This is a genomic window from Kribbella sp. NPDC050820 (assembly GCF_040653975.1).
Taxonomy (GTDB): Bacteria; Actinomycetota; Actinomycetes; order Propionibacteriales; family Kribbellaceae; genus Kribbella.
This window is the reverse complement of the sequence record NZ_JBFAHB010000003.1, coordinates 130197-149704: the sequence shown is the minus strand read 5'-3', so window position 1 is coordinate 149704 and position 19508 is coordinate 130197. Positions and strand designations below refer to the sequence as shown.

At 69.4% G+C, this 19508-nt stretch carries 18 protein-coding genes; 10 read left to right on the top strand and 8 right to left on the bottom strand.

Going from position 1 to position 19508, the window contains the following annotated elements; translation table 11 throughout:
• Positions 1 to 41: 41 nt before the first annotated feature.
• Genes AB0H36_RS04675 through AB0H36_RS04660 form a run of 4 tightly spaced genes read right to left on the bottom strand, consistent with a single transcriptional unit; the run spans position 42 to position 3999 of the window.
• Complete coding sequence (locus AB0H36_RS04675; protein ID WP_360516473.1) at positions 42 to 863, bottom strand: carbohydrate ABC transporter permease; 822 nt, start codon at positions 861 to 863, stop codon at positions 42 to 44.
• Positions 860 to 1831: a sugar ABC transporter permease gene (locus AB0H36_RS04670; RefSeq protein ID WP_360516470.1), complete on the bottom strand. Its 972-nt coding sequence runs from the start codon at positions 1829 to 1831 to the stop codon at positions 860 to 862. The genes AB0H36_RS04675 and AB0H36_RS04670 overlap by 4 nt, the downstream gene beginning before the upstream one ends.
• Positions 1828 to 3198 carry an extracellular solute-binding protein gene (locus tag AB0H36_RS04665; RefSeq protein ID WP_360516467.1) on the bottom strand — a complete coding sequence of 457 codons (1371 nt, stop codon included), beginning with the start codon at positions 3196 to 3198 and terminating at the stop codon, positions 1828 to 1830. Before AB0H36_RS04665 ends, AB0H36_RS04670 begins: the two co-directional genes overlap by 4 nt.
• Positions 3199 to 3219: 21 nt before the next feature.
• Positions 3220 to 3999 carry an NAD(P)-dependent oxidoreductase gene (locus AB0H36_RS04660; RefSeq protein WP_360516464.1) on the bottom strand — a complete coding sequence of 260 codons (780 nt, stop codon included), beginning with the start codon at positions 3997 to 3999 and terminating at the stop codon, positions 3220 to 3222.
• Positions 4000 to 4145: 146 nt separating this feature from the next.
• Here AB0H36_RS04660 and AB0H36_RS04655 point away from each other — a divergent pair, with 146 nt between their 5' ends.
• The 3 genes from AB0H36_RS04655 to AB0H36_RS04645 are packed head-to-tail and all read left to right on the top strand — an operon-like array spanning position 4146 to position 7788.
• A complete protein-coding gene (locus AB0H36_RS04655; protein ID WP_360516461.1) occupies positions 4146 to 5378 on the top strand; it encodes an ROK family transcriptional regulator in 1233 nt (410 codons plus the stop codon).
• Entirely contained in the window at positions 5375 to 6520 is a 1146-nt protein-coding gene (dgoD, locus tag AB0H36_RS04650; RefSeq protein WP_360516458.1) for a galactonate dehydratase, read from the top strand. The genes AB0H36_RS04655 and dgoD overlap by 4 nt, the downstream gene beginning before the upstream one ends.
• Positions 6521 to 6540: 20 nt before the next feature.
• A complete protein-coding gene (locus tag AB0H36_RS04645; protein WP_360516455.1) occupies positions 6541 to 7788 on the top strand; it encodes a glycoside hydrolase family 27 protein in 1248 nt (415 codons plus the stop codon).
• Here the strand turns inward: AB0H36_RS04645 and AB0H36_RS04640 are convergent.
• Entirely contained in the window at positions 7769 to 8536 is a 768-nt protein-coding gene (locus AB0H36_RS04640) for an SDR family NAD(P)-dependent oxidoreductase (RefSeq protein ID WP_360516452.1), read from the bottom strand. The genes AB0H36_RS04645 and AB0H36_RS04640 overlap by 20 nt on opposite strands.
• Positions 8533 to 9684, bottom strand: a complete 1152-nt coding sequence (locus tag AB0H36_RS04635) for an acyl-CoA dehydrogenase family protein (RefSeq protein ID WP_360516450.1) — start codon at positions 9682 to 9684, stop codon at positions 8533 to 8535. Before AB0H36_RS04635 ends, AB0H36_RS04640 begins: the two co-directional genes overlap by 4 nt.
• Positions 9685 to 9769: 85 nt before the next feature.
• On the opposite strand from AB0H36_RS04635, the gene AB0H36_RS04630 reads away from it, so the two are divergent.
• From AB0H36_RS04630 to AB0H36_RS04615, 4 genes are all read left to right on the top strand, one after another.
• The gene (locus AB0H36_RS04630) at positions 9770 to 10354 is read left to right on the top strand and encodes a TetR/AcrR family transcriptional regulator (protein ID WP_360516447.1); all 585 of its coding nucleotides are present in this window, start codon (positions 9770 to 9772) and stop codon (positions 10352 to 10354) included.
• A 17-nt stretch (positions 10355 to 10371) separates the two neighbouring features.
• Complete coding sequence (locus tag AB0H36_RS04625) at positions 10372 to 12042, top strand: alkaline phosphatase D family protein (RefSeq protein WP_360516444.1); 1671 nt, start codon at positions 10372 to 10374, stop codon at positions 12040 to 12042.
• A gap of 48 nt (positions 12043 to 12090) precedes the next feature.
• Positions 12091 to 12969, top strand: coding sequence for a S1 family peptidase (locus tag AB0H36_RS04620; protein ID WP_360516441.1), 879 nt, complete (start codon positions 12091 to 12093; stop codon positions 12967 to 12969).
• A 128-nt stretch (positions 12970 to 13097) separates the two neighbouring features.
• Positions 13098 to 13982 carry a S1 family peptidase gene (locus AB0H36_RS04615; protein ID WP_360516438.1) on the top strand — a complete coding sequence of 295 codons (885 nt, stop codon included), beginning with the start codon at positions 13098 to 13100 and terminating at the stop codon, positions 13980 to 13982.
• Between the two features lie 93 nt (positions 13983 to 14075).
• On the opposite strand, the gene rlmB is transcribed toward AB0H36_RS04615, so the two are convergent.
• Both rlmB and cysS read right to left on the bottom strand, forming a co-directional pair.
• Positions 14076 to 15038, bottom strand: a complete 963-nt coding sequence (gene rlmB, locus AB0H36_RS04610) for a 23S rRNA (guanosine(2251)-2'-O)-methyltransferase RlmB (RefSeq protein ID WP_360516435.1) — start codon at positions 15036 to 15038, stop codon at positions 14076 to 14078.
• 1 nt (position 15039) lies between these two features.
• Positions 15040 to 16488, bottom strand: a complete 1449-nt coding sequence (cysS, locus tag AB0H36_RS04605) for a cysteine--tRNA ligase (RefSeq protein ID WP_360516432.1) — start codon at positions 16486 to 16488, stop codon at positions 15040 to 15042.
• Between the two features lie 135 nt (positions 16489 to 16623).
• Between cysS and AB0H36_RS04600 the strand changes: the two genes are divergently transcribed.
• The 3 genes from AB0H36_RS04600 (at position 16624) to AB0H36_RS04590 (ending at position 19484) form a co-directional block, all read left to right on the top strand.
• A complete protein-coding gene (locus AB0H36_RS04600) occupies positions 16624 to 17454 on the top strand; it encodes a lysozyme (protein ID WP_360516429.1) in 831 nt (276 codons plus the stop codon).
• A 38-nt stretch (positions 17455 to 17492) separates the two neighbouring features.
• On the top strand, positions 17493 to 18050 hold the full coding sequence (locus AB0H36_RS04595; RefSeq protein WP_360516427.1) for a GNAT family N-acetyltransferase: 558 nt from the start codon (positions 17493 to 17495) through the stop codon (positions 18048 to 18050).
• A 144-nt stretch (positions 18051 to 18194) separates the two neighbouring features.
• Positions 18195 to 19484, top strand: a complete 1290-nt coding sequence (locus AB0H36_RS04590) for a peptidase C39 family protein (RefSeq protein WP_360516425.1) — start codon at positions 18195 to 18197, stop codon at positions 19482 to 19484.
• The last annotated feature ends 24 nt before the right edge of the window (positions 19485 to 19508 follow it).

Sequence of the window (19508 nt, the reverse complement as noted above, 5' to 3'; positions counted from 1 at the left end):
GCGCAGGTCGGCCGGCCCAATCGACCAGGGTCGTAGTTTCATCACTTGATTCCTGAGGTGGAGAAGCCGCTGACGAAGCGGCGTTGCATGAACATGAAGAGGATGAGGACGGGGAGGACGTACATGACGGCGCCGGCGGCGACCAGGTTGTTGAGGGGGAGGCCCTTGTCGTTGACGTAGCCGGTCGCCATCGCCACCGCCAGCGTGGTGCTGTCCTGGCTGAGGAACATGGCCGGCCCGACGAAGTCGCCCCAGGCGCCGGTGAAGGACAGGATCACGCTGGCCGCGATCACCGGCCAGGACTGTGGCAGGAAGATCCGCCAGAAGATCCCGACGTACCCGCAGCCGTCGATGATCGCCGCCTCCTCCATCTCCCGCGGGATGCCGGCGAAGAACTGCCGGAACAGGAAGATCAGGAACGCGCTGCCGCCGAGCCCCCACGCCACCCACGGCCAGTACGTGTTGACCATGTGCAGCTTCGCGAAGATCAGGTACGTCGGCACCAGCGTCACGATGCCCGGCAGCATCATCGTGGACAGCAGGACGACGAACAGCTGCTTCTTCCCCGGCGCGGTCAGCCGGGCGAACCCGAACCCGACCCAGGCCGAGCTGAGCGTGGTCAGCGTCGTGGTGATGAACGCGATCGTCAGTGAGTTCTGCAGGGCGCCGACGAAGTTCACGCTGGTGACCGCCTCGGTGTAGTTCGCGAGCCGCGGCGTGTTCGGGAACCAGGTCGGCGGGAAGGACGCCATCTCGGCCGGCGACTTCAGCGAGGTCTGCACCAGCCAGTAGATCGGGCTGAGCATCACCAGCACGACGCTCAGCAACACGATGTAGAGCGCGTAGCGGTAGGACCGGGTCATCGCTTCCCCTCCGGCTCGACGGTGTAGAAGACGGTCCGGGCACTGACTTTGATGATCACCAGCGTGACGAGCAGGATGACCGCGAACAGCATCCACAGCATCGCTGAGGCATAGCCGAAGCGGGACGCGGAGAAGTACTGCGCGAACACGTGGATCATGTACATGTAGTTGCCCTGCGGCACCGTCCCGGCCCCACTGAGCGAACCCGAGGACAGCAGCAGTGGCGCGAACGACTGCAACGATCCGATCACCCCGGTGATCACCTGGAACAGGATCACCGGCGACAGCAGCGGCACGGTGATCCTGGCGAAGGACTGCCAGTACGACGCCCCGTCCACCTGAGCCGCCTCCTGCAACTCCTTCGGGATGTCCTGCAACCCTGCCAGCGAGATGATCATCGCGCCGCCACAGCCCCACATCACCAAGCCGTACAGCACATAGCGGGCGTTCGGATCGACCAGCCAGGTGATCGGATCCAGGCCGAAGCTACTCAGGATCCCGTTCGCCGCCCCGGCGTCCCGGTCGAAGATCAGCCGGAACGTCAGCGCCGCACCCACCGGCGGGACCACCGCCGGTAGGTAGATCAGCGCCCGGAACAGCCCACGGGCCCGGATCGGCTGGTTCAGGATCACCGCGAGCAGCAGGCCGGCCAGGATCGACAACGGCACCGTGACGAGGGTGAACACGCCGGTCTTGGCCAGCGAGCTCAACGTCAGCGGATCCTGGAAGATCTCGACGTAGTTCGCGAAGCCGACGAAGTGCGTCTTGGGCGACAGACCGTCGGAGTCGGTCAGGCTGAGCCAGAACGCGTACCCCAGCGGGAACACGGTCAGCGCGACGAACCCGATCAGCCACGGCGCGACGAACAGGTAGAAGGTCCGCGCCCGCCGCAGGCTCGGCGGCCGTTTCGGAGCCTCGACAGCCGGCGGCGCCTCCGGACGTCGTACCTCGGTCAGGACCGAGCTCACCGGAGCCGCTTCTTTCCGTCCTCGAGCTGCGCGTTGATCTGCGAGTTCAGCGTGTCACCGAGCTGCGCCGCCGAGACCGTGCCCTTGATTGCCTTGGGCAACTCACGGCCGATCACGGTGTTGATCGCGTCCAGCCGCACGTACGGCGTGAACGACATCACCGAGAAGTGCTCCTTCTCGGCCATCTGCACGTCGTAGGCCTGCTTCTGGTACGGCAGCTTCTGCGGCATGAGCTTCTGCAGCGACTTCAGCGGCGGGATGCCCCAGCCCCCGGCCGCCCGCGCCTTGGCCGGGTCACCGGCCAGGAACCACTCCATCACCGCGAACGCGGCATCCTTGTTCTTGCTGGCCTTCGGGATCCACAGCCCGGTGCCACCGAAGCAAGGGCTGACCCGGCGGCCGGTGTCGAACTGGGGCGCCGGCGCGAAGCCCGCGACCTTGGCGGACTTGGCGTCGCCGGAGAACAGGCCGCCGAGCCAGTAGCCGCTCAGTGTGGCCGCCATCCGGCCGGCCTGGAACGTCGGCCCGTCCCAGCCGTTCGGGTCGGGGTTGAGGACGGTCGGGCCGATGCCTGCCTTGGCGTACTCCAGGTACCAGCTCAGCGCCCGCTGGGCCTCCGGGCTGCTGAAGTCGACCGACGCGAGGTCGTCGGCGGTGAGCTTGCCGCCGGCCAGGTCGGTCAGCCAGGTCAGCTGGGTGAACAGGCCGAGCCCGTTCGGGTTCAGGCCGTAGACGCTGACCTTGGCGCCCTGCCGCTTGGTCAGCTTCCGGCCCTCTTCGAGCAGGTCGTCGAGCAGCAGCGGCGTGGTCGCGCTCGGCCGGGCCACCTTGGCCGCGTCGAACAGGCCGCCGTTGTACCAGAGCGTGCAGTCCTGCGAGTAGTCCTTCGCGAACCCGTACCGCGGCCCGCTGCCCTGCTTCTGGCCGTCGTACCGCCAGACGTCGTTGACCGGGTCGATGTCGTCGGCCTTGATCAGCGTGCTCTTCTCGAAGTACGGATCGAGGTTCTCCGCGACCTGCCGGGCCACCAGGTACGGCGTCTCGGTCGCGCCCATCCCACGGACGACGTCCGGCGGGTTGCCGCTGGCCAGCATCGCGGTCAGCTTGGTCAGGTCGTACTCGACCGTCTTGACCGTGATGCCGAGCGCCTGCGAGGCCGCCTTGGCCTCCTTCGGGCCGAACTCACCCGACTGGGACATCACGGTCACGGTCCCCTTGACGGCCGAACCCGAGCCCGTGCCCGATCCCGCGGCCGGCGTGTTCGTCGAGGACGCGGGCGAGCAGCCGACCGCGAGCGCGCCGCCGACGGCGGTCCCCGAGAGCGCGAGGAACCGGCGGCGGGAGAGCCCTGGATTCGTGGTGGTCATGTCGAACCTCTCATTCCGAAGTCATTCCGAAAAGTCGTCGAAGAGCCGGCAGACCGGACCGGAGGAGGGGCCGGCCCGGTCTGCCAGCGGCTCGCTGTCGTCCTCGGGCCGGTAGCCGAGCTCGTGCCGGGCCGAGGTGATGTCCCAGTGGTTGCGGGTGTTGGCGGAGACGCCGAAGTGCACGCCGTAGTGCTCCCGGGCGTTGAGCGCTGCGAGCACCAGTCGCCCGGCGTCGCCGTCGGACAGCCACTGGCCCAGGTAGCGCCGCTCGGTCAGCGGCCAGCCGGTCAGACCGAGTCGCAGGCAAGTGACCGAAGCACCGGTCCGCGCCGCGTGCGTCCGGCCCAGCGCTTCCAGCACGACCTTGCCGAGGCCGTACGGACAGCACGGGCGCGGATCGACCCGCGGATCGACCGGCCAGTACTGCGGCCGGTTGTACTCACCGACCACATGCAGGGAGCTGGCCAGCACGATCTTCGGTACGGCGTGGGCCGCAGCCGCCTCCAGCACGGCCTGGGTCGGCCGGACGTTGGCGGCGTACACGCTGTCCCAGGTCTGCCACGGGCTGCTGTTCGCGGCCAGGTGCAGCACGGCGTCGGCGCCTTCGAAGGCCCGGTACGCCGCATCTGGGTCGCCGATGTCTGCCTGCAGGACCTCCTCGCCGGACGCGGCCGGCGCAGACCGGTCGACGAGCCGGAGCCGGTAGTGCTTGCGCAGCTGAGGCAGCACCACCCCGGCCACCCGGCCCAGTCCGCCGGTGATCACCACCAGCGGCTCACGGTCGTTCCGCACAGCGCTCATGTCGTGCCATCCATGTCGCCCGGCCGGGACCGATACCCGATCTGTGTCGGGAATTGTTCGAGCAGTTCCGGGTCTGTGTCAAGAGTGTGAACACACCATGTCAATTTTGTTGACGTCGACCGGACCGGGCGTCGATACTCGACGACGTGGCTGCCAAGGACACCGGATCACTGCGAGCGCTACGGCGTACCAACTCCGAACGGATGCTGTCCGCCCTGATGGATCACGGGGCGTTGCACCGGGCGGAGCTGGCTCGCATCTGCGGCCTGTCCCGGACCACCGTGTCGACGATCGTCGCGGACCTGATCACCGGTGGGGTGGTGATCGAGGTGGTCGGCGACCAGGTCGCCCAGGCCGGGATCGACGCCTCCGAGGTCGACGGGCGGGCCCGCGGCTTCCTGCGGGCGAACCCGGACGCGGGCGCCGCGGCCGGCCTGGACTTCACCCTCGAGCGCGTCTGGGGTCACGTCACCGACCTGTCCGGGCGGACGCTCGCCAGCGCGGGCGTCACCACGCCGCGGGACACCCCGTGGCAGGAGCGGCTGACCGCCGGCGTCGCGCTGCTCGATGACCTGCTCACCGAGACCGGCCTCGATCGCCATGACCTGGTGGGTGTCGCGATCGGTGTCCCCGGTCCGATCGATCTGCAGACCGGAGTGGTCGGGCCGTCCCTGCCGGGTCAGGCCTGGGCGGGCGTGAACGTGTCCGCCGAGTTCGGGCGGCATCTCGACGTGCCACTGCTGGTGGACAACAACACCCGGCTCGAGGCGGTGGCCGAGTTCACCTGGGGCGCGGGCCGGGGTGTCCGGGACGTGCTGTTCCTCGGGCTGTCCACCGGGATCGGGGCCGGATTGCTTGTCGACGGCAACCTTCACCACGGGGGCGCCCGCGGCGGCGGTGGCGAGGCCGGGCACATCTCCGCGGACCCGGCCGGCGCCCCGTGCCCGTGCGGGAACCGCGGCTGCCTGGTGCAGTACGCGTCGCTGACCGCCGTACTGAAAGCCCTGCAGCTGAACGACATCGACGAGTTGCTCGCCTCGGCGAGCGCCGGCGACCCGGAGACGGTGCGCGTGCTGCGGGAGGCCGGTGAGGTGACCGGGCGGGTGCTGGCGAACATCTGCAACCTGATCAACCCGGGCGTGATCATCATCGGCGGCGAGCTCGCCCGGACCGGCGACCTGATCCTGGAGCCGATCCGGGCCACCCTGCGCCGGTCCGCGATGGCGCTCACCCGCGACGCCGAGGTGGTCGCCGCGGAGCTCGACCTCGGGGTCCGCGCGGGCGCGTCCGGCGCCGCCGCCCTGGTCCTGCGACAGACCGACCAACTCGTCGCCGCCCTGCTGGCCGGCGCAGAACTCCGAACGAATGAGGCCGTGTGAAGATCGTCGGGTACGAGACCTTTCTGGTGGCGCCGCGATGGCAGTTCCTGCGGATCGACACCGACGAAGGCATCAGCGGCTGGGGTGAGCCGATCGTCGAAGGCCGGGCCGAGGCGGTGCAGGGGGCGGTCGGCGCGCTGATGGAGTACCTGGTCGGCACGGATCCGCTGCGCATCGAGGACCACTGGCAGACGCTCGCCAAGGGCGGTTTCTACCGCGGCGGTCCGGTGCTCTCCAGTGCGCTGGCCGGGATCGACCAGGCGCTGTGGGACATCAAGGGCCGCTACCACGAGACGCCGGTGCACGAGTTGCTCGGCGGTCCGGTCCGCGAGCGGGTCCGCATCTACACCTGGGTGCACGGCCGCGACAACGCGCAGATCGTCGACGACGCCCAGGCGAAGGTGGCCAAGGGATTCTCCGCGATCAAGCTCAACCTCGCGGAGGCGCTGCCGCCGATCCCGTCCGCCGCGCAGATCCATGCGATGGTGAGCCGGGTCGCCGCGCTGCGCGAGGCGCTCGGCGACGCGGTGGACATCGCGCTCGACTTCCACGGCCGGTTCAGTACGGCGGCCACCCGCCAGATCCTGCCGTTGCTCGAGCCGCTGCTGCCGATGTTCGTCGAGGAGCCGGTGCTGCCGGAGTTCGCCCGGGACCTGCGCCGGGTCACCGAGTCGACCAGCATCCCGATCGCGATCGGCGAACGCCTGTACTCACGCTGGGACTTCCGCGACGTCCTCCCGGCCGGCATCGCGGTCGCCCAGCCGGACATCTCGCACGCCGGCGGCATCTCCGAGGTCCGCCGGATCGCCGCGATGGCCGAGGCATACGACGTCGCCGTCGCGCCGCACTGCCCGCTGGGCCCGATCACGCTGGCCGCGAGTCTGCAGGTCGACCTGGCCACGCCGAACTTCCTGATCCAGGAGCAGAGCCTCGGCATCGAGTACGGCGGTGGCAGCGCAGGGCTCGACTACCTGGTCGATCCGCAGGTGTTCGCCTTCGTGGACGGCCACATCGTGCGGCCCGCCGGTCCAGGCCTCGGCATCGAGGTGAACGAGGAGGCCGTCAGGGCCGCCGCGGCCGAGGGGCATACGTGGAGATCACCGGTGCTGCGGCACTCCGACGGCTCGTTCGCCGAATGGTGACCCGGGCGCACACCCCGCCGATGGGGTGGAACAGCTGGGACTGCTTCGGGACCACGGTCACCGAGGCCGAGGTGCTCGCGAACGCGCAGGTGATGCATGACAAGCTGCTCGCGTCCGGCTGGGACACCGTGGTCGTCGACATCGCCTGGTACGACCCGACCGCCCGCTCGCACGGGTACAACACGGACGCGCCGATCGTTCTGGACGACCACGGCCGCCAGTTGCCGGCGCCGAACCGCTTCCCCTCGGCGGCCGACGGCGCCGGCTTCCGGCCGCTGGCCGCCGCGGTGCACGACCTCGGCCTGAAGTTCGGTCTGCACATCATGCGCGGCATCCCGCGTCGCGCGGTCGAGCTGGATCTGCCGGTGCTCGGCACCGAGTGGACCGCGCGCGAGATCGCCGACCCGGAGCACGTCTGCGCGTGGAACCCGGACAACCTCGGCCTGAACCACGACCACCCCGGCGCCCAGGCGTACTACGACGCGCAGGTGGCGCAGTTCGCCGCGTGGGGTGTGGACTTCATCAAGGCCGACGACATGCTGGCGCCGTACCACGATCGTGAGATCGCGGCGTACGCGAAGGCGATCGAGCGCAGCGGCCGGGACATCGTGCTGTCGCTGTCACCCGGCACGCACCTGTCGACGCACCACCTCGACCACCTGCGGGCGAACGCGCAGATGTGGCGGATCTCCGACGACCTGTGGGACCGCTGGGAGGACGTGCACGCACAGTTCGCGCGGCTGGCGCGCTGGGCGCCGTTCCAGCAGGCCGGCGGGTGGGCGGATGCCGACATGCTTCCGCTCGGGCACATCGGGATCCGGGCCGAACGCGGCGACGACCGCGCCAGCCGGCTCACCTGGGACGAGCAGAAGACACTGCTCACGCTGTGGGTGATGGGCCGGTCGCCGCTGATGATGGGCGGTGACCTGCCGACGACCGATGACGAAACCCTTGCCCTGCTGGCCAACCCCGCGCTGTCGGAGCTGCTGACCTCGTCGTACGACGGCCGCGAGGTGATCCGCGAGCCGCTCGACGACGGCGAGCTGATCGTGTGGACCGCCCGATCGCAGGAGTCCGCCTACGTGGCGATCTTCTGGACCGGGGAGTCCGCGCGGAAGGTGTCCGTGCCACTCGAGTCCCTGGCAGCAGCATCCGGCCAGGCGCACGACCTGTGGGACGGGACTTCCCAGCCCGTCACCGGACACCTCGAGTACGACGTGCCCGCGCACGGCGTGCGCTGGCTGAAACTCAGCGCGGCGGCATCCTGAGGGCGCCGTCGAGGCGGATGACCTCGCCGTTCAGCAGCTGGTTGTCGATGATGTGACCGACCAGGGCGGCGTACTCCGCCGGGCGCCCGAGCCGGGACGGGTGCGGTACCTGCTGCTCGAGGACCGTGCGGGTCTCCTCCGGGAGGCCCGCCAGCATCGGCGTCTCCATCGTGCCCGGCGCGATCGTGACGACCCGGATCCCCTTGTCCGCAAGGTCGCGCGCCGCGGTCAGCGTGAGGCCGACGATGCCGCCCTTGCTGGCCGCGTACGCCGCCTGCCCGACCTGGCCGTCGTACGCCGCGATGGACGCCGTCATCACCACGACACCGCGGTCACCGTCGGCGCCGGCCGGCTGCGCGACCATCCGCTCGGCGGCCAGCCGGAGCACGTTGAAGGTGCCGATCAGGTTCACCTCGACGACCTGCCGGAAGGTTGCCAGCGGCAACGGACCCTTCCGGCCGACGACTCGGCCCGGAGTGGCGATCCCTGCGCAGGTGACCACCACGCGGAGCTCACCCAGCTCGGCGGCCGCGTCCAGGGCCGCGGTCACCGCGGCCTCGTCGGTGACGTCGGCCGGGGCGAAGACGACCCGGTCGCCGAGCTCGTCCGCGATCGCCTTGCCCGGGGACGACGGCAGGTCGACGATCACGACCCCCAGTCCGTCGGCGGCGAGCCGCCGTACGGTCGCCTCACCGAGGCCCGAACCACCGCCGGTGACGAGTGCGACGTCGGACGGGGCAAGCTTCATTTGACGCTCCTGAGCAGGTCGCGGCTGATCACCAGCCGCTGGATCTGGTTGGTGCCTTCGAAGATCTGGGTGACCTTGGCCTCGCGCATGTAGCGCTCGGCCGGGAACTCGCGGGTGTAACCGTACCCACCGAGGACCTGGACCGCGTCCGTGGTCACCTTCATCGCGGCGTCGGTGCAGACCAGCTTGGCGATCGCCGCCTGCTGGGTGAACGGCTTGCCGAGGTCGCGCCGCCGGGCGGCCTGCAGGTACGTCGCCCGGCCCGACTCGACCGCGGCCGCCATGTCGGCGAGCAGGAACTGCATGCCCTGGAAGTCCGCGATCGCGTGGCCGAACTGCTGCCGCTCCAGCGCGTACGACGCGGCCACGTCGAGCGCAGCCTGGGCGAGGCCGATCGCCGCGGCGGCGATGCCGAGCCGCCCGGAGTCCAGGGCGGACAGGGCGATCCGCATGCCGTCGCCCTCGGCGCCGATCAGGTTCGCCGCCGGGACCCGGACCTGGTCGTAGTTGACCAGCGTCGTGGTCGAACCGGTCATGCCCATCTTGCGCTCGGGCGCGCCGAAGCTGAGCCCCTTGGACGAGGCCGGCACGTGGAACGCGGAGATGCCGCGCTTCGGGTCGTCCGACGTCCGGGCGAAGGTGGTGTAGAAGTCGGCGTGCGAGCCGTGGCTGATCCAGGCCTTGGTGCCGGTCAGGACGTAGTCGTCGCCGTCGCGGACCGCCTTCGTGGTCATCGAGCTGATGTCGGACCCGGCCTGCGGCTCGGACAGCGCGTAGGCGCCCAGCTGCTCACCGCCGACCATGTCGGGCAGCAACCGGGCCCGCTGCTCCTCCGTGCCGAAGGTGGCGACGGCGTAGCTGGTCATTGTGTGCACCGACACCCCCACACCGACCGACATCCAGGCGGCGGCGATCTCCTCCAGCATCTGGAGGTACACCTCGTACGGCTGCTCGGCGCCGCCGTACTGCTCCGGGTAGGGCAGGCCGAGCAGGCCGGCCTTGCCGAGCGTGCGGAACGCGTCCCGCGGGAACGTCTCGCTCTCCTCGGCCTGCGCGGCGTACGGCGCCAGCTCGTGCTCGCACAGGTCGCGGACCAGGGCGAGCAGGTCAATGGATTCCTCAGTCGGCAACAGCCGATCGACAGCCATCAGGCACCCCTCTCAACGGCTGACGAAATGATACTCGTAACGATACTGAAGCCCAAAGTTCCGTATCGTTCTATGCTGTCTCGATATGACAACAGTCGTTCCGGGGCGGCGTACCCGCAGGCAGTCCGAGCTGCTCGACCGGCTCCTGTCCCTGTTTCTGACGCAGGGCTTCAGCCGGTTCACCCTGGACGACCTGGCCGCCGAGCTGCGCTGCAGCAAGACGACCCTCTATGCGCTCGCGCCGAGCAAGGAGCAGCTCGCCGTCGAGGTGGTGAAGCACTACTTCAAGAATGCCACCGCTCAGGTGGAGTCCGCGGTGGCCCGGCAGACCCGGCACGACCGGCGGATCGCGGCGTACCTGAACGCGGTCGCGGACGCGCTCCGGCCGGCCAGCCGGACCTTCCTCGACGACGTGGCCCGGTTCGCGCCGGCCCGCTCGGTGTACGAGCGGAACACCCGGATCGCCGCCGACCGGGTCCGGACGCTGATCGAGGACGGGATCAACCACAAGGCGTTCCGCCCGGTCGACATCGCGTTCGCCGCCGAGATGATCGCGCACACCATGCAGGCGATCCAGCGCGGCGACATCGCTCGCCGGACCGGCCTCAACGACGCCGAGGCCTACCGCGAGCTCGCCTCGTTCGTCCTGCATTCCCTCAGGTTGGATTGAGCTTGTAGTTTTTCCGGATGGAACTCAGGTTGGGGCCGCTGCTGCGGTACGTCGACGACACCCGGGCCACCGTCTGGGTCGAGACCAGCGAGCCCTGCGAGGTCGAGGTGCTCGGCCACCAGGCCCCGACCTGGTCGGTGCACGGGCACCACTACGCGCTGGTCCGGATCGAGGGTCTGACGCCGGCCAGCGAGACGCCGTACGAGGTCCGGCTGGACGGGGCGAGAGTGTGGCCCCCCGAGGACCAGCCGTACGGCGCGAGCGTGATCCGGACACCGCGGGCGGACGGGACCTTCCGGCTGACGTTCGGGTCCTGCCGGCGGTCGGCGCCGTTCGACGCCAAGGGGTTCAAGGCGTTCGGCCCGGACGCGCTGGTCGCGCTGGCCGAGCGGATGGCGGCCGGCGTCGAGGAACCGCCCGACGCGATCCTGCTGCTCGGCGACCAGGTGTATGCCGACGACCCGTCGGACGTCGTACTCGAGAAGTTGCGGGAGGCGCACGGCGGGCGACAAGGGTCCGAGGTGGCCGACGAGATCGGCAACTACGAGGAGTACACCTGGCTGTACGACGACGCGTGGCTGACGCCGGCGGTGCGCTGGCTGTTCTCCACGGTCCCGCTGTGCATGCTGCTCGACGACCACGACCTGCGCGACGACTGGAACACCTCGCTGACCTGGCGCCGCTGGGTAACTGCACAGCCGTGGTGGCATGACCGGGTCGTCGGCGCGTACGCGTCGTACTGGGTCTATCAGCACCTCGGCAACCTCTCGCCGGAGCAGCTCGACCAGGACGCGACGTACCGGGCGATGCTCTCGATCGAGGACGACGAGGAACGTACGGCGTACCTCGACAGCTTCGCGTGGGCAGCGGACGAGGACCCGGCCTCCACGCGATGGAGTTTCGTCCGCGACTTCGGCGCAGCATCCCGCGGAGTCCGGCTGGTCGCCGTCGACTCGCGCTGCTCGCGGCACCTCGAGCCCGACGAGCGGGCGATGGTCGACGCGCACGAGTGGGAGTGGGTGCGCCACCACACCGTCGAGGCGTCCCGGTCGATCCACCACCTGCTGCTCGCGTCGACGCTGCCGTTCCTGCTCGCGCCCGGGCTGCATCACCTGGAGGGCTGGGACGAGGCGATCTCGTCCGGCGCCTGGGGATCGCGGGCGGCGAAGGTCGGCGAGCGGATCCGGCAGGGCATGGACCTGGAGCACTGGGCGTCGTTCCGGAAGTCGTTCGACGACGTGACCGATCTGCTGGCCGCTCTGGCCGGTGGCGAGGACCCGCCGGCCTCGATCCTGATGCTGTCCGGCGACGTGCACTGCAGCTACCTCGCCGAGGCCGACCTGCTCGCCATCGACCATCCCAGTACGGCGATCCGCCAGCTCACCATGTCGCCGTTCCGCAACCCGGTCCCCCGTCACATCCGATGGGCCAACCACCTGCTCGACAAGCGGTTCATGACGACGTTGCTGCACAAGCTCGCCCGGTCGGCCGGCGTCCGGGATGTCGCGGCCGAGTGGCGGATCGCGCGGGGGCCGTGGTTCGGCAACGGCGCGATGACGGTGACGCTGTCCGGCGAGGACTGGGCGGTCGACGTCGACCACGCCGAGCTCCGCGGCGACCGTCAGTTGCTCGACCGGACGTTGACCTACCGACGCTTAGACTCGCCTTCCAATCGTTTGATGTCCTGAAGCTGCCACGGCCGGTTCGCCCGCGGCTTGTCACGGAAGGCTTATGACATGCGATCTTCCACCCTCAGACGTACGGCGGCAGTCGTCGCCGCTACTGCTTTGTCTCTGGCTGCGCTGCCACTGGCGCAGGCCGACCCGGTCAAGCCGCCGCGGCTGTCCGCGGCCAAGATCACGTCCACGCTCAACGAGGAGGTACACACCCCCGGCACGGCCTGGATGACCCGGCCGGACGGCAAGGTGCTCGTCTCCTACGACTCCACCGTCACCGGTTCGAAGCTGACCGCCCTGACCAACGTCACCAAGAAGCTCGGCGAGAACGTCGTCGTCGAGAAGCTGCCCGGCAAGCTGACCAAGTACGTCACCGGCGGCACCGGCATGTGGGGTGGCGAGGTCAAGTGCTCGGCCGGCTTCAACGTCCAGCGGAAAGGCAAGTACTACCTGCTGACCGCCGGGCACTGCGGCAACGAGGCGACCACCTGGTACCAGGACGCCGACCACGACCTCCACCTCGGCAAGCTGCACCACTCCAGCTACCCGTGGAACGACTACGCCCTGGTCATCTACCCGACCGTCATCCGTCCGCCGGGCGGCGCCGTCTACCTGTACAACGGCCGCTCGCAGGACATCACCACGGCGATGAACCCGGGCATCGGTCAGCTGGTGTACCGCTCCGGCATCACCACCGGCCTGCACAGCGGCCGGGTGACCGGGCTGAACGCCACCGTGAACTACGGCGACGGCCGGGTCGCGGGCCTGATCCGGACCAGCGTCTGCGCCGAGCCCGGCGACTCCGGCGGCCCGCTGTTCTACCGGCACTGGGCCTTCGGCCTGACCTCCGGTGGCTCCGGCGACTGCGACTCCGGCGGTGTCACCTACTTCCAGCCGGTGGTCGAGGCCCTCAACGCGTACGGGGTGTCGGTCTACTAGACGCAGGATTTCCCTCACGCTCCGAACTCGCCTGAATACTCAGGGACAAAAGCGGGTACTAATGCACACGGTTTAAGTCAAGGACGCACCCGCCCCGAGCGCGTCCTCATCGTGAGGAGGCTGAAACCGTGAACATTCTGCCCATCCGCCGTACCGCTGCCATCCTGGTAGCAGCCGGACTGACGGCCGCCGGCCTGCTGTCGACGCAGGCCTCGGCCGCTCCGGTCGACCCGTCGACCCTGTCGGCCTCGGCCATCAGCGCGACCCTGTCCAGGGACGCGTCCATCCCGGGCACCGCCTGGCAGACCAACCCGGACGGCCGGATCATCGTCTCGTACGACGAAACGGTCACCGGTGGGAAGCTGACGGCGCTCACCAACGTCACGAAGCAGTTCGGCAACCGGGTCACGCTGGAGAAGATGTCCGGCAAGCTGTCGAAACTCATCCGCGGCGGCGACGCCATCTACGGCGGGCAGTACCGCTGCTCGCTCGGCTTCAACGTCCGCAGCGGCAGCACGTACTACTTCCTGACCGCCGGTCACTGCACCAACATCGCGTCCAGCTGGTACGCGAACTCGAGCAAGACCACGCTGCTGGGCTCCCGCTACGGGACGAGCTTCCCGGGCAACGACTACGGGATCGTCCGGTACAGCACGTCGTACACCAACCACCCCGGCACGGTGAACCTGTACAACGGCTCGTCGCAGGACATCACCTCGGCCGGGAACGCGTACGTCGGCCAGGCGGTCAAGCGCAGTGGTAGCACGACCGGTCTGCGCAGCGGCTCGGTCACCGGCACCAACGCGACGGTGAACTACGCCGAAGGAACCGTCACCGGCCTGATCCGTACCAACGTCTGCGCCGAGGGTGGTGACTCCGGCGGTGCGCTGTTCGCCGGCACCGTGGCCCTGGGCCTGACCTCGGGCGGCTCCGGCAACTGCTCCTCCGGTGGCACGACCTACTTCCAGCCCGTCACCGAAGTTCTCTCCCGCTACGGCGTCAGCGTCTACTGACACCAACGCAGAACAGCGCCCCGGATCCACCATGGATCCGGGGCGCTGCCCGCCTCGCGCTTCCCCACCGCACCTGCTTTTTGGTCTTGCTTTTCAGCTTGCTCGGCGGCGGGAGATCTCGTACAGGGCGACTCCGGTGGCGATGCCCGCGTTGAGGGACTCGGTGGCACTCGTCATCGGGATCGAGACGATCAGGTCGCAGTTCTCCCGGACCAGGCGGGCCAGGCCCTTGCCCTCGGAGCCGACCACGAGAACGAGCGGCTCGGTGGCCGCCTCGAGCTCGGGGAGCTCGACCCCGCCGCCCATGTCCAGGCCGACGACCAGCAGACCGGCGTCCTTGTAGGACTTGAGCGCCCGGTTCAGGTTCGTCGCACGAGCGACCGGGATCCGGGCCGCCGCGCCGGCCGACGTCTTCCACGCCGACGCCGACATGGACGCCGTACGGCGCTCCGGCACGAGCACACCGTGGGCGCCGAACGCGGCCGCGGACCGGGTGATGGCGCCCAGGTTCCGCGGGTCGGTCACGCCGTCGAGCGCGACCACGAGCGGCACCTCCTGCGCGTCGTACGCCCGGGAGAGCAGGTCGTCCGGGTGCGCGTACTCGTACGGCGGGATCTGCACCGCGACACCCTGGTGGGCGCCGCCGGCGGTGACCCGGTCCAGTTCGGCGCGCGGAACCTCGAGGACCGAGATGCCGTGCTCGACCGCGACGTGCAGGGCCTCGCGCAGCCGGGCGTCCCGTTCGGTGCCTTCGGCAACATGCAGCGCCGCGACCGGGACACCGGCCCGCAACGCCTCGACCACCGGATTGCGCCCGTACACCCACTCGACCGATGAGTCGGTGTCCCGCCGGGCCGGGCGACGGGTGCGCTCGCGCTCCTGGGCGCGCTCCTTCGCCTTCGCCCGCTTGTGCGCGGGGTGCTTGACCCGGTCCACCGCCTTCGGCGTCGGGCCCTTGCCCTCCAGGCCACGGCGGACCCGGCCACCGGACCCGGCGGTCGGGTTGCCCCGCGGCTTCTTGCGGATTGCTCCCTTGCGCTGGCTACTGCCTGGCACGTCAGCTTCCTTCGTTGTTGGTTGCCGGCCCGGAACCTGACACGGCGATCGACCAGCGTGGTCCCTGAGGGGTGTCCTCGACGACCACGCCGAGCGCCTTCAGCCGGTCGCGGATCTCGTCCGACGCGGCATAGTCCTTACGCTCCCGGGCTGCCTGCCGCTGCTCCAGCAGCGCCTTGACCAGCCCGTCCACCACCTCGCTGAGCTCTTCGGTGGCACCGGTCCGCGAGGCCCACGGCTCGGCCAGCGGGTCCAGCCCGAGCACGCCGAGCATCCCGCGCACCGCGGCCAGACTCTCCCGCAGGGCCGGCGAGTCCCCGTCCGCGACCAGCTTGTTCCCGTCCCGCACGGTGTTGTGCAGTACGGCGAGCGCGGCCGGCGTCCCCAGGTCGTCGTCCATCGCGGCGACGAAGTCCGACGGCAGCTCGGCGGCCGGCTCGGCCCCGCCGGTCACCTCGGTGGCCCGGGTGACGAAACCCTCGACCCGCTGGAAGCTCTTCGCGGCCTCGTCCAGCGCCTCGAAGGAGAACTCCACCACCGACCGGTAGTGCGACTGCACCAGGTACCAGCGCAGCTCGATCGGGCGGACCCGCTCGACCACGTTGCGCACCACCGCGCTGTTGCCCATCGACTTCGACATCTTCTCGCCGGCCGTGGTGACGAGCGCGTTGTGCATCCAGAACCGGGCGAACTTCTGGCCGACCGCGGTCGACTGGGCCAGCTCGTTCTCGTGGTGCGGGAACCGCAGGTCCAGCCCGCCGCCGTGGATGTCGAACTCCGCGCCCAGGTACTTGCCGGCCATCGCCGAGCACTCCAGGTGCCACCCCGGGCGGCCGCGGCCCCACGGGGTCGGCCAGGATGCCGTCCGCGGGGTGCCCTCGGTGTGGCCCTTCCAGAGCGCGAAGTCGCGCGGGTCCCGCTTGCCACGCGGGTCCGCGTCCTCGGCGGCCTCCATGTCCTCGATCCGCTGGTTCGACAGCTCGCCGTACGACGGCCAGGACCGGACGTCGAAGTAGACGTCGCCGGACCCGTCCGGGGCGATGTACGCGTGCCCGCGCTCGACCAGCTGGTCGATCATCTCCAGCATCTCCGGGATGTGCCCGGTGGCACGCGGCTCGTACGTCGGCGGGCGGCAGCCGAGCACGTCGTACGCCCAGTGCAACTCGCGCTCGAACTCGTAGGCGTGCGCCCACCACGGGACGCCGCGGTCCGCGGACTTGGCGAGGATCTTGTCCTCGATGTCGGTCACGTTCGCGATCACGGTGACCTCGTACCCGGAGCGCTCGAGCCAGCGCCGCAGGACGTCGAACACGACCTCCTTGTAGATGTGCCCGACGTGCGGGGCACCCTGCACCGTCAGCCCACAGTGGTAGATCCCGACCTTGCCCGGCTGGACCGGCTCGAAATCCCTCACTGCTGCTGTCGCGGTGTCGTACAAGCGAAGTGTCACCGACCAAGGGTAACGGGATCGGATAGGGTAAATACTCACCGGCAGTCGAAGATCGAGGGTTGATTCTTACCAAAGCCGGGTAAAACCTCTGCCGAGCGCTCTGTTCCGCCCCTCATCGCTCTGTGGAGGTTCACCGTGAAGTCCGCCCTTTTCACGGGTGCCGCCGTCACTCTTGGCCTGCTCCTGGCCTCGATCGGCTCCGCCCAAGCCAGCACCACCGCGTCAACCGCAGCACCCCAGCCCACCCCGCAAGCCCGCCAGCACGGCATCACCAAGGCCGGCGAGGCCTACATGGGCTGGCTGCTGAACACCACGACCAGTGCGGCACCCGCCGTCATGGCCCCCGCTGCCACCGTCGAAGGCATCGACGTGTCCAGCCACCAAGGCAACGTCAACTGGACCACCCAGTGGAACAACGGCAAGCGGTTCGCCTACGTGAAGGCGACCGAGGGCACGTCGTACAAGAACCCGTACTTCGCCCAGCAGTACAACGGTTCCTACAACGTCGGCATGATCCGCGGCGCGTACCACTTCGCGCTGCCGAACAACTCCAGCGGCGCCACCCAGGCCAACTACTTCGCCACCAACGGCGGCGGCTGGTCCGGGGACGGCAAGACCCTGCCGGGCGCCCTCGACATCGAGTACAACCCGTACGGCGCCACCTGCTACGGACTGAGCCAGTCCGCGATGGTGAGCTGGATCCGGGACTTCCTGACCACCTACAAGTCCCGCACCGGCCGCGACGCCGTCATCTACAGCAACCTGGACTGGTGGACCCGCTGCACCGGTAACACCACCGCCTTCAACACGACCAACCCGCTCTGGGTGGCCCGGTACGCCTCGTCGCCGGGCACGCTGCCGGGCGGCTGGCCCTTCTACACCTTCTGGCAGTGGACCTCGACTCCGCTCGACCAGAACCGCTTCAACGGCGACATGACCCGCCTGGTGGCGCTCGCCAACGGCTAGCAGACAAATCGGTTGCGACGGTCGCATAGTCTCGATCGGTGAGCTACTCGCTGCCGATCGAGACTGACCGTCTGACCCTTCGCCGCTACCGCGAGACCGACTACGAAGCCCTCCTGAAACTGCAGTCCAACGACGACGTGACGCGCTTCCTGCTGTACGACTCGAAGACGCCGGAGCAGGTGCGCGAGTCGCTGGCCGACCGGTTGGCCGACGTACCGATGGACGAGGACGGCCAGGCGTTGACGCTGGCCGTGATCCTGCGCGAGACCGGGCAGCACGTCGGCGAGGTGTCGCTGTTCGTGCAGAACGCGGCGCACCAGGGCGGGGAGATCGGGTTCGTGTTCCACCCGGAGTTCCACGGGCACGGGTACGCCGCGGAGGCCTCGGTGGAATTGCTGCGGCTCGGGTTCGAGGAGCTCGGCATGCACCGGATCATCGGCCGGCTGGACGCCAGCAACACCGCGTCGGCGAACCTGCTGAAGCGGCTCGGGATGCGCCACGAGGCAACCTTCGTGAAGAACGAGTTCCTGAAGGGTGAGTGGACCGACGAAGCGGTCTTCGCGATGCTCGCGGACGAGTGGAAACAGTGCTCGTAAGTCGCTCGTAAGTATTTGACCGGACAAGACCACAACCGCGGCACGCGTTCACCGCGACAGCGGGGAGCGCCGGGTCTACGGTCGATTCATGACCGTGCTCATTGCCCCGCTGCCGCGCGGCGGATCATGGGGCTGTGACTCCCCATGATCGGCGCCCAGAGTCTCACCGCCTTGCTTGCCGGCGTGGTCGTGCTGACCTCCGGCACCTTGCCCAGCGAGGCCGCGAAGGTGCCGCAACTGCGCGACATCGCCTACCACACGTGGACGTCGACCGACGACTTCCTCGCCGGTGCCCACTCCGGCACCACCGTCGCCGACGGCACCCTGACCTTCGGGACGCCGGACGGCAGCACGTCGTACGTCGACCCGTTCGGTGACGGCGCCGCGAAGAGCTACGACCGGACCACCTGGACCTCGCCGGTCGTCACGCCCGGGTTCGGCCTGACCGAGCTGATCGCGTCCTGGAACGCGACCACTCCGCCCGGCACCTGGGTCGAAGTCGCGATGTCCGGCCGCACCGACCTCGGCACGTCGACCAAGTGGTACGTGCTCGGCCGGTGGTCGAGCGGCGACGACACCGCGGCCGGCGACATCCACCGGACGTCGGTGCCGTCGCAGGGCGACACGAACGGATCGGTAGCCGTCGACACCTTCGTCGCGGCCAAGGACCGGTCGCTCGACCGCTGGCAACTGAAGGTCTCGCTCTACCGTCTGGCCGGTACGACGCAGACCCCGTCGGTCCGGTCCGTCGGGGCAGTGGCGTCCCGGCTGCCCGATGCGAAGAAGGTTGCCGTGAGCCCCCTTGGCGGCGCCGAGGGGATCGTGCTCGACGTCCCGACGTACTCGCAGGAGACGCACATCGGGCACTATCCGCAGTGGGACGGCGGCGGCGAGGCCTGGTGCTCGGCGACGTCTACGGCCATGGTGCTGGACCACTTCGGCGCCGGCCCGACCGACGAGGAGACGGCCTGGGTCGACCCGGACGACGCCGATCCACAGGTCGACCACGCGGCCCGCTCGGTCTTCGACTACGCCTACGACGGCGCCGGGAACTGGCCGTTCAACACGGCGTACGCCGGGACCCGTGGCATCGACGGGTTCGTCACCCGGCTGCGGTCGCTGACCGAGGCGGAGCAGTTCATCAAGGCCGGGATCCCGCTGGTCGCGTCGCTGTCGTTCAAGAAGGGCGACCTGCCCGGAGCCGGCTACGGGACGAACGGGCACCTGATGGTGATCGTCGGGTTCGACGCCAACGGCAACGTGGTGGTGAACGACCCGGCGTCGCACCTGATCCCGAGCAACGACGAGGTCCGGACGACGTACGACCGGGCCGCTTTCGAGAACGCGTGGGTTCCGCACTCCGGCGGGCTCGTGTACGTCATCCACCCGGCAGGGATGCCGCTACCGCCGGCGGGGCCGCAGGCCAACTGGTGACAAGCGACGGCGCCCGCCACACCG

What these genes read in the sequence shown, in the direction of transcription:
- AB0H36_RS04660 (WP_360516464.1), bottom strand. Translation starts at nt 3,999, where the DNA reads ATGAGCGCTGTGCGGAACGACCGTGAGCCGCTGGTGGTGATCACCGGC.
- AB0H36_RS04635 (WP_360516450.1), bottom strand. Translation starts at nt 9,684, where the DNA reads ATGGCTGTCGATCGGCTGTTGCCGACTGAGGAATCCATTGACCTGCTC.
- AB0H36_RS04645 (WP_360516455.1), top strand. Translation starts at nt 6,541, where the DNA reads ATGGGGTGGAACAGCTGGGACTGCTTCGGGACCACGGTCACCGAGGCC.
- AB0H36_RS04630 (WP_360516447.1), top strand. Translation starts at nt 9,770, where the DNA reads ATGACAACAGTCGTTCCGGGGCGGCGTACCCGCAGGCAGTCCGAGCTG.
- AB0H36_RS04640 (WP_360516452.1), bottom strand. Translation starts at nt 8,536, where the DNA reads ATGAAGCTTGCCCCGTCCGACGTCGCACTCGTCACCGGCGGTGGTTCG.
- AB0H36_RS04675 (WP_360516473.1), bottom strand. Translation starts at nt 863, where the DNA reads ATGACCCGGTCCTACCGCTACGCGCTCTACATCGTGTTGCTGAGCGTC.
- AB0H36_RS04590 (WP_360516425.1), top strand. Translation starts at nt 18,195, where the DNA reads ATGATCGGCGCCCAGAGTCTCACCGCCTTGCTTGCCGGCGTGGTCGTG.
- AB0H36_RS04620 (WP_360516441.1), top strand. Translation starts at nt 12,091, where the DNA reads ATGCGATCTTCCACCCTCAGACGTACGGCGGCAGTCGTCGCCGCTACT.
- AB0H36_RS04625 (WP_360516444.1), top strand. Translation starts at nt 10,372, where the DNA reads ATGGAACTCAGGTTGGGGCCGCTGCTGCGGTACGTCGACGACACCCGG.
- AB0H36_RS04665 (WP_360516467.1), bottom strand. Translation starts at nt 3,198, where the DNA reads ATGACCACCACGAATCCAGGGCTCTCCCGCCGCCGGTTCCTCGCGCTC.